Source organism: Pseudomonas sp. P4_B3 (assembly GCF_056402295.1).
Genome location: NZ_JBFUHR010000014.1, coordinates 1 through 13,666 on the forward strand (window position 1 = coordinate 1; position 13,666 = coordinate 13,666).

At 57.9% G+C, this 13,666-nt stretch carries 13 protein-coding genes; 6 read left to right on the forward strand and 7 right to left on the reverse strand.

Features of this window, described 5'->3' with window-relative positions:
* From AC1DWG_RS17140 to gabT, 4 genes are all read right to left on the reverse strand, one after another.
* Positions 1-310: acetyl-coenzyme A synthetase N-terminal domain-containing protein (locus AC1DWG_RS17140; protein WP_477788066.1), on the reverse strand; the 310-nt coding region annotated here is incomplete at its 3' end.
* Between the two features lie 211 nt (positions 311-521).
* Entirely contained in the window at positions 522-1,010 is a 489-nt protein-coding gene (locus AC1DWG_RS17145; protein WP_008017091.1) for an Lrp/AsnC family transcriptional regulator, read from the reverse strand.
* A gap of 47 nt (positions 1,011-1,057) precedes the next feature.
* Entirely contained in the window at positions 1,058-1,714 is a 657-nt protein-coding gene (locus AC1DWG_RS17150; RefSeq protein WP_477765512.1) for an HAD family hydrolase, read from the reverse strand.
* A gap of 93 nt (positions 1,715-1,807) precedes the next feature.
* Positions 1,808-3,100 carry a 4-aminobutyrate--2-oxoglutarate transaminase gene (gene gabT, locus AC1DWG_RS17155; RefSeq protein ID WP_477752794.1) on the reverse strand — a complete coding sequence of 431 codons (1,293 nt, stop codon included), beginning with the start codon at positions 3,098-3,100 and terminating at the stop codon, positions 1,808-1,810.
* A 287-nt stretch (positions 3,101-3,387) separates the two neighbouring features.
* On the opposite strand from gabT, the gene AC1DWG_RS17160 reads away from it, so the two are divergent.
* The 6 genes from AC1DWG_RS17160 (at position 3,388) to AC1DWG_RS17185 (ending at position 9,662) form a co-directional block, all read left to right on the forward strand.
* Entirely contained in the window at positions 3,388-4,314 is a 927-nt protein-coding gene (locus tag AC1DWG_RS17160) for a 2-hydroxyacid dehydrogenase (RefSeq protein ID WP_477788067.1), read from the forward strand.
* A 424-nt stretch (positions 4,315-4,738) separates the two neighbouring features.
* Positions 4,739-6,079, forward strand: coding sequence for an OprD family porin (locus AC1DWG_RS17165; RefSeq protein ID WP_477752796.1), 1,341 nt, complete (start codon positions 4,739-4,741; stop codon positions 6,077-6,079).
* Between the two features lie 335 nt (positions 6,080-6,414).
* The gene (locus tag AC1DWG_RS17170; protein WP_477765510.1) at positions 6,415-7,272 is read left to right on the forward strand and encodes a GNAT family N-acetyltransferase; all 858 of its coding nucleotides are present in this window, start codon (positions 6,415-6,417) and stop codon (positions 7,270-7,272) included.
* Positions 7,273-7,317: 45 nt separating this feature from the next.
* On the forward strand, positions 7,318-8,025 hold the full coding sequence (locus AC1DWG_RS17175; RefSeq protein WP_477765509.1) for a cupin domain-containing protein: 708 nt from the start codon (positions 7,318-7,320) through the stop codon (positions 8,023-8,025).
* 84 nt (positions 8,026-8,109) lie between these two features.
* Positions 8,110-8,334 (forward strand): twin-arginine translocase TatA/TatE family subunit, encoded by a 225-nt coding sequence (gene tatA / locus AC1DWG_RS17180; RefSeq protein WP_477765508.1) that lies wholly within the window; start codon positions 8,110-8,112, stop codon positions 8,332-8,334.
* A gap of 143 nt (positions 8,335-8,477) precedes the next feature.
* Entirely contained in the window at positions 8,478-9,662 is a 1,185-nt protein-coding gene (locus AC1DWG_RS17185; protein ID WP_477788068.1) for an aminotransferase class V-fold PLP-dependent enzyme, read from the forward strand.
* A gap of 477 nt (positions 9,663-10,139) precedes the next feature.
* On the opposite strand, the gene AC1DWG_RS17190 is transcribed toward AC1DWG_RS17185, so the two are convergent.
* The 3 genes from AC1DWG_RS17190 to AC1DWG_RS17200 all read right to left on the reverse strand — a co-directional run bounded on the left by AC1DWG_RS17190 (position 10,140) and on the right by AC1DWG_RS17200 (position 13,572).
* Complete coding sequence (locus AC1DWG_RS17190) at positions 10,140-11,219, reverse strand: tartrate dehydrogenase (RefSeq protein ID WP_477756522.1); 1,080 nt, start codon at positions 11,217-11,219, stop codon at positions 10,140-10,142.
* Between the two features lie 41 nt (positions 11,220-11,260).
* The gene (locus tag AC1DWG_RS17195; protein ID WP_477788069.1) at positions 11,261-12,718 is read right to left on the reverse strand and encodes an NAD-dependent succinate-semialdehyde dehydrogenase; all 1,458 of its coding nucleotides are present in this window, start codon (positions 12,716-12,718) and stop codon (positions 11,261-11,263) included.
* 557 nt (positions 12,719-13,275) lie between these two features.
* A complete protein-coding gene (locus AC1DWG_RS17200; protein ID WP_477788070.1) occupies positions 13,276-13,572 on the reverse strand; it encodes a hypothetical protein in 297 nt (98 codons plus the stop codon).
* Between the last annotated feature and the right edge of the window lie 94 nt (positions 13,573-13,666).

Sequence of the window (13,666 nt, forward strand, 5' to 3'; positions counted from 1 at the left end):
CGGCAGGGTCATCGCCTTCCCAGATGATCGCGACCTGATCGCCGCGCTCGGCCAGATGCCGGTCGAGGCAGTTGTAGGACACGTTCAGGGTGCCGTCGGCGAACCACTTGATGTCGACATGGTGATCGTCGAAGGAAGTCTGCTTCACCGTGGTGAAAGGCTTGATCCAGTCGAGGCGCTTGGCTTGCTCGCGCCAGAAGCCGTCCGGGTTGACGACCGACTGCTGGTACATGGCCTTGTAGGTCGCCTCGTCGGTCAGCGTGTTAGCCAGAACCTCGGGACGAACGGGATACAGGGAAGCCGCACTCATCTTTCTTACCTCGGTGAGTAGTTGTTTTTGTTAATTGTTTTTCACTGATTAATCGTGCTCGGCTCGCAAGCGCTACAGCCGACGTCTCAAGCCAGCCCGTGATGGTGTTGTGCTCTTTTAACGACAAGTCATATCCGGAAGTGGCTGAGCAACATGGGTTTGGACTTCGTACTGTTTCTAACTTCGTCTGATCCCATTGCTCTGGGTGGCATCAGTGACGCAATAGCCTACGTAGCGGGACCCCATCTTTAAGTACTGGGGATTTAATGACGATGTAACTGAAGTACTTTGAAATACCGATATTCTTGTCCAGCAGCCCTTCGATCACTTCCTGATAATGCTGAATACTGCAGGTCATGAAGCGCACCAGGTAATCGTAACCACCACTGACTAAATGGCACTCCAGTACCTCATCGACCAAACGAATATTGGACTCGAACTTGGCGAAGTCCTCCCGTTTATGGTCGCTGAGCGTGATTTCAGTAAATACCGTGACCGAGTCGGTGATCTTGGCAAGGTTTAGATGAGCTCTATACCCGGAAATATAGCCGGCCGATTCAAGTCGCTTTACCCGCTGCAAGCATGGACTGGATGACAGACCCACCGCATCGGCCAGACTGACGTTGGTCATTCGACCGTCTTTTTGAAGCTCAACCAGGATACTGATATCAATTCGGTCTAGTTTAATTAAACCTTCCATCGGGTACCTCTTGATTGCCGTTCAGATAGACAGTGGTTTTAGCAAACTCAACGTCGCAAAGATAGCTGATGCTGAGCGACCAGGTCGGCCATGCTTGTGATGTGAAAATCTGCGGAATATTCCTGAGTATAATTCTCGTGACCACGGCGGATCAGGCACAAACCAGCCAATTTTGGCGTCTGCGCAGGAGGTCTGGAAATCTGCAGAATATTTTTGGGCTCCAGGTTGTTGGCCAGCAACCACTCGCTGTCCTCCAATGGATTACTGGCTCGGGAATGCAGGTCTTCGGGCACAATCCCCAAACGCTCGCAGAGCTGTTCGCGATCCTCGGCATCTCGATCGCAGTACACCAGCAGCCGATAGAATTTGCGCAGATACAACATGGCACCGGGCGCGTCCTCGAACAACGACCAGTTGCACGCCGAACGGGCGAAACTCATGCCCTCTTCCCAACTGGCCTTGAGCCCAAAACGCTCGGCCAACTGACGATGGGCAAAGCACAACAAGCCACTGAAGCCCAGCTCGGAAAAACGTGGATAGAGCGTGCGCACCGCCTCGTCAAACTCAGCCAATACCTCTTCCCTGCCTGGCATGCCCGGATGGTTTTCGAGCAAAGGTTGCAGGGCCGTCCAGATACCGGAATCCCGATCGACCAGGACTTCGTCGCAATCGATCAACAGTGCACGATAATCAGTCAGGTACATGGTGTGTAGCCTCCCATGATGCATTCATCAATCCATGTGCGCTAAATGCCCTCGGTCGGCGCATTGCTACATTGCGCCAACCGAGACCTGAGATTAATCCAACACTCGCAACAATGCCGCTTCAAGAATTGTCAGCGCTTCGTCGATCTGACTTTCTTCGGTTACCAGAGGAGCAAGGAAGCGCAGCACATTTCGGTACACCCCGCATTTGATCACCAACAGCCCACCAACCCTGGCCTGATCGATCAGTTGCTGGGTGAGCTCTGCATCGGGGCTGCGGGCCTCATCGTCTTTGATCAATTCGATTGCCAGCATGAAGCCGGTGCCGCGCACGTCACCAATACGAGGGTAACGTGCCTGCAAGCGCAGCAGGCCCTGACGCAGCCGCTCGCCCAATACCTCACCACGCTCGAGCAACTGATCCTGTTCGTAAGTTTCGATCACCGCCAACGCCGCTGCGCAAGCCAGGGCGTTACCGCCGTAGGTACCGCCGAGACCACCGGGTAATGGCGCGTCCATGATGTGCGCACGCCCCACCACGCCCGATATGGGCAAACCACCGGCGAGGCTCTTGGCGACAGTGACCAGATCCGGCTGAATCCCGGCGTGCTGAAAACCGAACCATTTGCCGGTACGGCCGAAACCGGTCTGAATTTCATCCAGAATGAGCACGATGCCATGTTGTTCGGTCAGAGCCCGCAGCGCCTGGAGAAACTCCGGCGGCGCGCTAAGGAAGCCTCCATCGCCCTGCACTGGCTCGATGATGATCGCAGCTACTCGATCCGGAGCGACTTGGGTCGCCAGCAATTCGTTAAGAGCTTGCAAAGCCATCTCGCTGCTGAAACCGCGATAGGCGTTAGGGTATGGGGTATGGAAGACTTCTGGAGCGAAGGGCCCGAAATTTTGCTTGTAGGGTTGGCTCATGCCAGTCAGGGTCGTACCCAGTAAAGTACGCCCATGGAAACCGCCACGAAAGGAGATAACGGCTGGGCGATTGGTATGTGCGCGGGCGATCTTCACCGCGTTCTCCACAGCCTCTGCACCAGACGTAAACAGCGCCGCCTTGTAGGCTTCTTGGCCCCCCACCAACTCGCACAAGCGCTGTACCAGGTCGATATAGGGTTTGTAGGCCACCACCTGGAAGCAAGCATGGCTGATCTTTTGCAATTGGGTCTGCACTGCCGCGACCACCTTCGGGTGATTGTGACCGATGTTCAAAACGCCAATGCCGCCGACGAAGTCCAGGTAGCGCGTCCCGTCCACGTCCCACACTTCAGAACCCTGGGCCCGGTCGATGACCAGGGGGTGTGCCGTGACCAAACCCCGTGGCACGAATTGATCGCGCTGACGGAGCAAACTCGGGGTTTCTTCGACTTTACTGTTCATGGCATCTCCCATAGTGAACCTGGCAACCGGGAAACGGCTGCGATGTGTTCCAAAGGTTAAGCTTTCGACGCAATTGTCTAAGCCGAACTTGGCCTCTGAGAAATTCGGATCGACTGTTTTCACCCCGGTAAACAGCAGAATCCTTCAGCTGTAGCCAGCTCCCATGGAATCTGCCGACGCGCACCCCATACAACGCAACGTTATGCGTTTACGCAGATTCTTTCGACATATCCTGCTCTGCCACTCGGGCATGCTGGATACTCCCAATCTAAAGCGAGAAGTTACCCATGGCCCTGCTCTATAAAGCTGACCCGGTGCGCGGCGAACAATGGCAGCGCCTATTCGCTGAGCACGCTCCGGATATCGAATGGCGTGCCTGGCCGGACATCGGCGATCCGAAGGATATTCGCTACCTGGCAGCCTGGCAGGCGCCGGACGATCTCGAAACATTGTTGCCAAACCTGCAGGTACTGTTCGCCTTGTCGGCCGGGGTCGACCAGCTTGACCTTGACCGCCTGCCAACGACCCTGCCGGTGGTACGTTTACTCGACCCGAGCATCACTCGGGGCATGTGCGAGTACGCCAGTTTTGCGGTGCTCAGCCTGCACCGGGATATGCTCCGTTATCGCCAGCAACAAATGGCTCGGTGCTGGCAGGCTCACCTGCTGCAACCTGCAGCCAAACGTCGGGTAGGTGTCATGGGGCTCGGCACGCAGGCGCAACAGATTCTAGCCACCTTGCAGACCTTTGGATTCGCCTTATCAGGCTGGGCACGCAGTGAGCATCGCATTGCCGGGGTGGACTGCTTTGCCGGTGCCGAGCAACTTCCCACCTTCCTCGGCCGTTGCGACATCGTGGTTTGTGTCTTGCCATTGACTGAGGAGACTAAAGGGATTCTCAACCGACAGTTGTTCCAGCACCTTCCCAAAGGTGCTGCCTTGGTCAACATGGGCCGGGGTGGGCACCTGATAGAAGAGGATCTGCTTGAGGCTTTGGCCAGCGGCCAGCTCAGCGCGGCGGTGCTCGACGTACTGGAACAGGAGCCGGCGGCGCCGGACCATCCCTTCTGGCACCATCCGCAGATATTGCTGACACCGCATATCGCTGCGATGACCCAACCAGAAAGTGCGTTTAGCGTGTTGCTGGAGAATATCCGCCGGCATCAACGCGGTGAGTCAATGCTTGGTCAGGTTGACCGCGAGCGAAGTTACTGACCAACGACTGCCAACCCACCGGTAACAACCGACCGGCGCCAGATTTTTTACTTCTCTGAGGCAAATCTGGCGCTATACAAAACAAACCTGTTGTTCATCCCACTTTGCTGTTTTTTGCGCATACCCTCCCCAAAAAATCAGCCGACATTTGCTGCTGATCTCCTCCCCCGATTGAGTAGTAATTGCGGCCCGTTAAGCCATAACTTTTGCAATCTACCGAATTGACTGCAGCCCATTGTCAGGCCTCGCCGTAACTGCGATACAGCCACCGCTGTGCGGAGCCCGGCTGCAGGTCAAGTCCACTGCAAGGCGCTGATCGACAGGACTCTCCCGGGTTTACTTCGCAGTGGTTTACCTGAGCTGCCGCAAGAGCATCGCCTGCCGCGCAGATAACCAACACTAATAAGATCAAATGGGGTAAGCGATGAACATCGCAAAACTAAGCTCTCTCTCCTTGGCTGTCATTGCCGCCACCACGCAACTGGCAATAGCGGGTCAGCAACAGGAAGCCAATGGCTTCATTGAAGACAGCAGCCTCGGGTTGCTCAATCGTAATTTCTATATGAATCGCGACTTCCGTAATGGCGGCAGCAATAGCCAAGGTACTAACGGCTCCAAGCCGGCCAGCGAGCGCAATGGCTATCGCGAGGAGTGGGCACAAGGGGCCATGCTCAACTTCGCCTCCGGTTTCACCCAGGGCACCATCGGTTTCGGCACCGATGCCTACGCGTACGGTGGGGTCAAGCTGGACACTGGCCGTGGCCGGGTCGGCAACGGCCTGCTGCCCATCAGCAACAATCGCACCGCCGAAGCCGACGTGCCAGATAGCTATGGCGAGATCGGCGGTGCAGTGAAGATGCGCATTTCCTCCACCGTGCTGAAGTACGGCGAACAACGCCCGACCGCACCGGTATTCGCCCCCGGTGACAACCGCTTGCTGCCGGAAACAGCTACCGGCTTCCAACTGTCGAGCAACGAATTCGATGCCTTATCCTTCGAGGGTGGCCACTTCACCGCATTCAACAATCGCAATTCGACCAACTCCAATGACAAGCTGCTCACTACATACGGAGGGACCGAAGCTGACAGCGTCGACTTCATCGGCGGCACCTATAAAATCAACGAAAACCTTAGCCTGAAGGCGTACACCAGTGAGGCCGAGAATGTCTGGCGTCAGCACTTCGGCAGTGCCTCCTATACGATTCCTCTGGCTGACCAGCAGTCGCTGAATTTTGGCTTGATAGCCTATAAGACCCAGGACCAAGGCGAAGCGCGTGCCGGCAAACTGGACACCACGAGCTGGTCGGCGAAGGCAGCCTATTCCTTCGGTGCCCACAAGCTCACCCTGGCTTATCAGAAGATCGATGGCGACGAGTATTTCGACTACATCGGTGTGGACTCGATCTGGTTGGCCAACTCGATTCAGTATTCCGACTTCAACGCTCCCAACGAGCGCTCCATCCAGGCTCGTTATGACCTGAACATGGCTCCATTCGGCATACCGGGGCTGAGCTTTATGGCCCGCTATGTCAAAGGTGATCAAATCGATGGCACCAAAGCCGATCCGAAAGGTGCCTATGCCAACAAGGTGGGTGACGACCAGAAGGAGTGGGAGCGTGACCTGGAAGCAAAATACGTGGTCCAGGGAGGGGCCGCCAAGGACCTGTCCTTCCGCCTGCGCCAGGCTACACACCGCGCGACCTCGTTCGAGAGCGATATCGACGAGGTCCGCCTGATCATCGAGTATCCGCTGAGCATTCTGTAACGTTTGGTCCTGGCCGGTTTACCTGTGGACCGGCCGGTTTTATTGAAGGTCTGCTCCACGCGCCCTTAGCCTTGAGGCGCCCATCCGGGCGCCTTTTTTTAAGCAATCTCCCCATCAGAAGTGCCTTTTGCTTTGCTCTGCATCCTGTAAGTCGATCCAGTATTTGCTGCCGATCCTGCTTCTCATTTGAGCAGTAAATGTGGCCTACAAAGCTGTCGCTTAAAGAATCTGCCGAATCAATGGAGGCCTCTTGTCAGGCCTCGCAGCAGGTGAGATACAAATACTTTCCACGGAGAAATCCGACCGGTCACGCTCCCTGTATACGGAGATCTGTCATGTCCAACTCGCAACGCCCTACGTATAGCTATCGCCCCATGACCCCGGCCGATGTGCCGTTGGCCCACGCCTTGTCCGTACAGCTGAAATGGCCCCACCGCCTGGAGGAATGGGCCATGTTACAGCGCATCGCGCAGGGTTATGTCGTAGAAGATGGAGGTCGCCTGATAGGTACCGCGTTCACCTGTGCGCAGGGAGATTACGCCACTATCGGCCTGGTGATCGTCAGTGATGAGTACCAGGGCCAGGGTATAGGTCGCAAGCTGATGGAACTGGCACTTGAGGCTTGCGGTTCACGTACCGCCATGCTCAATGCGACGCTGGCCGGTGCCCCACTTTATGCCAGTCAGGGATTCATTGACTTTGGACATATTCAACAACATCAGGGGTATGCGCTGTCTCCAGTACCAAATGATCTTCCAGCCGATGAGCGCTGTCGCCCGCTGACCGAAGCCGATAGAAACGATCAAGTCGTACTGGCCAACGACGGCAGCGGCCTGAACAGACACGCCGTGCTCAATGATCTATTCGATGTTGTCGAACACTCAGTCGGTATCGAGCGCGAGGGTCAGCTACGCGCCTTCGCCATGCTGCGCCCATTCGGCCGTGGTCGCTGCATCGGCCCGGTCATCGCGGAAAGTCCAGAGCAGGCCAAGCACTTGATCGCGGTGTTGTTGGCCCGAGTTCCGGACGCATTCGTGCGCATGGATATACCGTCCGATAGCGGACTGGCCCCTTGGCTGGAAGAAGCCGGGCTGAAGCAGGTCGACACCGTTGCGCAAATGGTTCGTGGCACCCCACCGCAGGCTATCGGCGCAGTGCGCCAGTTTGCGCTGGTGACTCAGGCCATCGGCTGACAAACCAGCGTTACATCCAATGCATTTTCCTGGAGAAACACCTTCATGCTCGAACCCACTGCAGTGCTGTTGGCACACGCCGACGGCAGTCTCGCTTCAACAAAATTCACCCCCGGTTCGTTGGGGGCCACCGATCCTTTCGACCGGCACATTGCTTATCTCGGGCCGGATGACATCGCTGCCGGCGTGGTCCAGGCGAGCGGACAGTTCAACGTCGATGACTATCCCTATAGCGAAACGATCGTGGTTCACGCGGGACGCGTCACCCTGCGGAGCCAGGATCACAGGCTCCAACTAAATCCCGGCGACAGCGCCGTGATCGCCCGCGGTACGTCGCTCCAGATCGAGGCGCAACCCGACTCTCTCTGGGCATTCTGCGCGGATACCCAGCTCGTTGAAGAGCGCCATCCCGGGCTCACCGTGCTCCCCCCGCTAACCCCGCTCTCTCCCTCGGCGGCACCGGGGCCAGAAATTCTGCTAAGCCCGCCACCGCAATGTCGCTCGCACAATTTGTATGTCGAAGAGGCGACCAACCTGCGCATCGGCGTCTGGGATTCGACACCCTATACCCGCGGGGCGAGGCCGCACCTGCTGCATGAACTGATGCACCTGATCGAAGGTAGCGTCACCCTCCGGCTGGCGGACGGGATTGATCTGACAGTCAACACTGGCGATACGGTATTCGTGCCCCGAGGCGCACCATGCGCCTGGCATAGCAGCGCCTATGTACGCAAGTTCTACGTCGTCAAATAACTCGAACCGAGTTAGCGCCGGCAGACGGATTTTCCTCCTCCGGCCCCACCACCAAACCGATCAATCACTTGCGGAGTACAGACAATGGGATTGGGTGGCTTCAGTACCGGAAAACTCCTGATCATCCTGTTGATCGTGATCATGCTGTTCGGAACCAGGCGTCTGAAAGGCTTGGGGTCGGATCTCGGCGACACGATCAGGGGGTTCCGCAAATCCATGGGCGACGATAAGCCAGTCACCGAGGAGCCCGGCGACCCACCCATCGACGCTCAGGCGCGCACACTCGAAGACTCGGTAAAAAAATACTAACCCCTAATCTATATCGGCTTTAGCGAACGTCTATTGGTGGTCCAGACAGCTCTGAAGAGATCACTGATCGTGCCATTGAAGCTCGTCGGCGTGGCGAGCGCCCAAGCCCAAGTAAACAATTCAAACAGAGGTGAGAAGCGAAAATGGAAGTGCAGCTGATGTCAGACAAGTCTGTCGCTGAGGAAGCATTCTGGGAGCGCGTGTGCGCAGCCTATCCAGAGCAGCGCCCCCTATTGAACCTGAACAACGCGGCCGTGAGTCCGCCACCGCTGGTGGTAGAGCAGGCCATGATCGATGCCTATCGGCTGATCAGCCACAACCCGGACGTCAATATGTGGAGCAAGCTCGACGCCGAGCTCCCTACGATCAAGCAACAGCTGGCTGACATGGCCGATTGCGATCCCGATGAGATCGCCCTGAACCGCAACTCATCCGAAGGCTTGTCGACAGCCATCTTCGGCATTCCATTGACGGCCGGCGACCAGGTGCTGGTCTCACAGTGGGACTATCCGAGCGTGATAGCCGGATGGTTGCAGCGTCAGCAGCGCGAAGGCATCGAAGTGGTGACCGTCGACTTCGACCTGATGGACGATGAGAATGTCATCGTGCAAGCGTATGCACAGGCCATTACCCCGCGTACCCGGGTGATCCAGCTGACCCACATGCTGCATTGGACCGGGCGAGTCCTGCCGGTCAAGCGCATCTGTGCGCTAGCCCGAGCGCGGGCGATTATCACAGTGGTGGACGGTGCCCAGACGTTTGCGCAGATACCGCTCAGCTTCCGCGACCTGGATTGCGACTACTTCATCACCAGCCTCCACAAATGGCTGGGGGCGCCGGTCGGCAATGGCATGCTAATTGTGAGGCGTGACCGAATCGACAGCACCTGGCCATTGCTGGGGCCTTTCGATCCGCCGCCGCTACAGATCGACAAATTCGACCACTGGAATCTCGGCACCTATAACTCGGCGATACAGGCGGGCATTGCCCCGGCTATCCGTTTCCATGCACAAATCAGCACGCGAGTCATTCACGCGCGCCTACAGGAGCTGACCCGTTACTGGGTTGACCTCGCCAAAGACATTCCCGGTTTCAGGCTCCACACGCCACTTGATACCGTCGAGCTGGGCGCAGTAAGCCTGTTCTCTATCGATCAATGTGATGCTCGATGGGTTGAGCAGGAGCTTCGAAAAACCCACCAGGTGCATGTCAAATTCCGCCAGATCAGGCACATCAGCGGACTTCGGGTGTCGCCGGGCATCTACACGCAGAAGAGCGATCTGTGCCGCTTTGTAGAGGCGCTAAAGCAGGTGGTTGCAAGTAAATAGGCCGGTGGGCTGGCCACTTCCGCCAGACCGCGCGCCCAAGGTACGGGACAAATTTGCACGTTATATTCCGGCATGCGGGTAAAGGCTTTGCGCAGAATATCGGTGTAAAGCCCCTTGGCCTCATCCCCATCGGCATAGCTATATGGTGGATAGCCGGCGTCACAGAGAATGACCAGGTCTAAGGGGGCGCTCGCCCAACTCTTGGCGTGTATGGCGCAGCCCACCAACATCATCAATAACAACCGCATACTCGCCTTCCTTCACATTCCTTTGATCCCTCCTCTCTGGATCTTCGCAACACTGAAGGAAAGAGCCGTTAGAAGCAGTTCCACTGTGCAGGCGCTCAGCAGGGCACCTTGAAAAGAGACTGTCAGAGGGGTATTGGCACGCGATAAAAAAAGCCCGCAGTGAGACGGGCTAAAAGGGTGAGACATAAGAAGGGGTGGAGCTCTCCAGCCGACCTGTTGTTATCTGGAGTTAAAGCGCCGCAGCGATTGCCATTCCGACATCCTGGGTCGAGCCCTGTCCACCCAGATCAGGGGTGATCGGTCCCTCGGAGATGACCTGTTCGATGGCCTTCAGAATACCGTCATGGGCCGCCCGGTAGCGCTCATCGCCATTGCCCAGGAAGTCCAGCATCAAGGCACCGGACCAGATCATCGCAATCGGGTTGGCGATGTTCTGTCCATAGATATCCGGCGCTGAGCCATGGACCGGTTCGAATAGCGAGGGAAAGCGCCGCTCCGGATCGAGGTTGGCCGAGGGGGCGATGCCGATGGTACCGGCGCAGGCCGGTCCCAGGTCGGACAGAATGTCGCCGAACAAATTCGACGCCACCACCACATCGAAACGATCTGGTTGCAGCACGAAGCGCGCACAGAGAATGTCGATGTGTTGCTTGTCCCAAGTGACGTCCGGGTACTGCTGCGCCATTAACGCCGTGCGTTCATCCCAGTACGGCATGCTGATGGAAATGCCGTTGGACTTGGTGGCCGCGGTCAGGCGTTTGCGCGGCCGGGTCTGGGCCAGGTCGAAGGCGAACTTGAGAATCCGGTCCACGCCGCGCCGAGTGAACACCGACTCCTGCAGCACGAACTCATGCTCGGTGCCTTCGAACATCTTGCCGCCGACCGACGAATACTCGCCCTCAGTGTTCTCGCGGATCACCACGAAATCGATGTCCCCGGCTTCGCGCCCGGCCAGCGGACACGGCACACCAGGAAACAGCCGCACCGGACGGATATTCACGTATTGGTCAAAGTCACGGCGAAACTTCAGCAGCGAACCCCACAGGGAAATGTGATCCGGCACTTTGTCCGGCCAGCCCACGGCGCCAAAGTAAATCGCATCGAAGCCCTTGAGTTGTTCGAACCAGTCGGCAGGCATCATCTGCCCGTGTTCCAGGTAGTAATCGCAGTGGGCCCAATCGAGCACTTCGATGCTCAAGTCCAGCTGCCATTTCTTCGCGGCCTGCTCCAGTACCCGCAGCCCTTCAGGCAAGACTTCCTTGCCGATACCATCGCCGGCAATCGCGGCGATTCTGAATGGTTTGCTCATCAATCGTGGCTCCTCAATGTCCTGTTCAAACGCTGACCGGATCACAGCCCACCGATGTGGAAGGCTTTGACTTCAAGGTATTCATCCAGCCCGTACTTGCTGCCCTCACGGCCCAGACCCGATTGTTTGATACCGCCGAATGGGGCGACTTCCATGGAGATGAGCCCGGTGTTGAGACCGATCATGCCAAACTCCAGCGCCTCACCGAAGCGCCATGAACGGCGTAAATCCTGGGTGAAGAAATAGGCGCCCAAGCCATAAGGCGTGGCATTGGCCAGGGCCAGCGCTTCTTCTTCACTGGTGAAGCGCATCAGCGGTGCGACTGGGCCGAAAGTTTCTTCGTTGGCCAGCAACATCCCGGCATGGGCCTCACCGAGCACCGTCGGCTGGACGAACTGGCTGTCGCCTTCGGGGATGCCGCCACAGAGCAGAAGGGCTCCCTGACTCAAAGCATCGTCGATATGTCGAGCGACCTTGCTCACCGCCGCCGCATTGATCAGTGGGCCGATGGTCACCTCAAAGTCCAGGCCATTGCCGACCTTGAGCTTGCCCACCTCCTCCACCAGGCGCTGGGCGAAGCGCTCGTAGATCCCGTCCTGCACCAGAATCCGGTTGGCGCAAACGCAGGTCTGGCCGGCGTTGCGGAACTTGCTGAGCATGATGCCGGCCACTGCCTGTTCCAGATCAGCGTCATCGAACACAATGAACGGCGCGTTACCGCCCAGTTCCAGGCTCAAGCGCTTGATGTGTTCGGCGCTCTGGCGCATCAGCAGCCGACCGACAGCAGTGGAACCGGTGAAGGAGATCTTGCGCACCGTCGGGTTGCCGGTCAGTTCTTCGCCGATGCCGACAGGCATACCGGTCACTACGTTGAACACCCCGGCCGGAATGCCGACGCGCTCGGCGAGCACCGCCAGAGCCAGGGCGGACAGCGGAGTCAGATCCGAGGGTTTGACGATGACCGGGCAGCCGGCCGCCAAAGCGGGTGCGCATTTGCGGGTGATCATCGCGTTGGGGAAGTTCCACGGGGTGATCGCGGCGCAGACGCCAACCGGCTGTTTAAGCGTGAGCAAGCGGCGGTCGCCGCTGGGTGCCGGGATGGTTTCGCCGTAAACCCGACGGGCTTCTTCGGCGAACCATTTGACGAAACTGGCGCCATAGCGGACCTCGCCCTTGGCTTCATTCAGCGGCTTGCCTTGCTCGCAGGTCATGATCAACGCGAGATCGTCCAGGTTGTCGATCATCGCCTGATACCAGCGTTCCAGCAGCGCCGCTCGTTCTGCCGCCGGGCGGGCGCGCCAGGCCGGCCAGGCGCGTTCGGCAGCGTCGATGGCGCGTCGGGTTTCGCTGCCTTGCATCGCGGGTACGCGGGCGAGCAACTGGCCGCTGGCCGGGTCGATAACGTCCAGGGTGGCGGCGTTGTCGGCGCTGATCCACTGACCGTCGATGTAAGCGAGTTCTACCAGCAGGCTGGGGTCTTTCAGGCGATTGTTGAGCATGGTCGAGTCCTGTTCCGAGACAGCCTCCAGTCTATTGTGTCGCCACAGACGAGGATGCTGAAAGCGCCGCCCCGGCAGCGTCGAATGCTGAAAATCGGCATTCGACGGCAGGCTCTACTGTTGGTGGGGTGATGGATACTGTCGCGGTCAGACGATGCAGTGCTTGACGATGTCATTTCAGTTCGCAGGCCAAGGCTCGGCGGCATTCGCCTGGGAATTTCGCAAGAGTTACGAGCGGCTAGCGTTTTTTTTGAGAGGGCATAGGTATCTACACATTCCGTGGGCTACAGCGATTCACTGTCGGGGCTTGGGGCTTGGTGCTTGGGGCTTGGTGCTGGGAGTACATATCCGTTTCTGCGGTAACGGCCGCTGGAGGTTTCGCTTTTACAGCGAGTCACTTTCGAAAAGCGCGAAAGTAACCAAAGCGCTTCTGCCCCGCCATTCGGTGCCTCGCCTAGGCTCGGCATGCCCTCACTCCGGCATTGCTCCGGGGGCCCGCCGCCATCGGCCATCCATGGCCGGGGGCGGCTACCGCGGCATCCTTGCCGCGGTGCCCCCTACGCAACGCCTGCGTTCGGCCTCTGGGAAAGGGGCGGCAGATCAAGATCAAGATCAAAAGCCAAAGCCACGGCAATGGCAACGGCAACAGCAACAGCAACAGCAACAGCAACAGCAACAGCAACAGCAACAGCAACAGCAACAGCAACAGCAACAGCAACAGCAACAGCAACGGCAAGATCAACAGCTTCGCGAGCAGGCTCGCTCCCACACTTGGACTGGGTACATTCGGGGAAGATGGGCCGGCTGACAGGTCGCCATCGCAGGCAAGCCAGCTCCCACAAAAATTCAGACATATCCGCTCTGCTTTTCACCACGCAACAGGCCGAGCGTTAGCTCGCCTGCAGCTTTTGATCTTGACGCACCGCCCCCTCGTGAGGCCGAGTGGAG

What these genes read in the sequence shown, in the direction of transcription:
- AC1DWG_RS17145 (WP_008017091.1), bottom strand. Translation starts at nt 1,010, where the DNA reads ATGGAAGGTTTAATTAAACTAGACCGAATTGATATCAGTATCCTGGTT.
- AC1DWG_RS17150 (WP_477765512.1), bottom strand. Translation starts at nt 1,714, where the DNA reads ATGTACCTGACTGATTATCGTGCACTGTTGATCGATTGCGACGAAGTC.
- gabT (WP_477752794.1), bottom strand. Translation starts at nt 3,100, where the DNA reads ATGAACAGTAAAGTCGAAGAAACCCCGAGTTTGCTCCGTCAGCGCGAT.
- AC1DWG_RS17160 (WP_477788067.1), top strand. Translation starts at nt 3,388, where the DNA reads ATGGCCCTGCTCTATAAAGCTGACCCGGTGCGCGGCGAACAATGGCAG.
- AC1DWG_RS17165 (WP_477752796.1), top strand. Translation starts at nt 4,739, where the DNA reads ATGAACATCGCAAAACTAAGCTCTCTCTCCTTGGCTGTCATTGCCGCC.
- AC1DWG_RS17170 (WP_477765510.1), top strand. Translation starts at nt 6,415, where the DNA reads ATGTCCAACTCGCAACGCCCTACGTATAGCTATCGCCCCATGACCCCG.
- AC1DWG_RS17175 (WP_477765509.1), top strand. Translation starts at nt 7,318, where the DNA reads ATGCTCGAACCCACTGCAGTGCTGTTGGCACACGCCGACGGCAGTCTC.
- tatA (WP_477765508.1), top strand. Translation starts at nt 8,110, where the DNA reads ATGGGATTGGGTGGCTTCAGTACCGGAAAACTCCTGATCATCCTGTTG.
- AC1DWG_RS17185 (WP_477788068.1), top strand. Translation starts at nt 8,478, where the DNA reads ATGGAAGTGCAGCTGATGTCAGACAAGTCTGTCGCTGAGGAAGCATTC.
- AC1DWG_RS17190 (WP_477756522.1), bottom strand. Translation starts at nt 11,219, where the DNA reads ATGAGCAAACCATTCAGAATCGCCGCGATTGCCGGCGATGGTATCGGC.
- AC1DWG_RS17195 (WP_477788069.1), bottom strand. Translation starts at nt 12,718, where the DNA reads ATGCTCAACAATCGCCTGAAAGACCCCAGCCTGCTGGTAGAACTCGCT.
- AC1DWG_RS17200 (WP_477788070.1), bottom strand. Translation starts at nt 13,572, where the DNA reads ATGTCTGAATTTTTGTGGGAGCTGGCTTGCCTGCGATGGCGACCTGTC.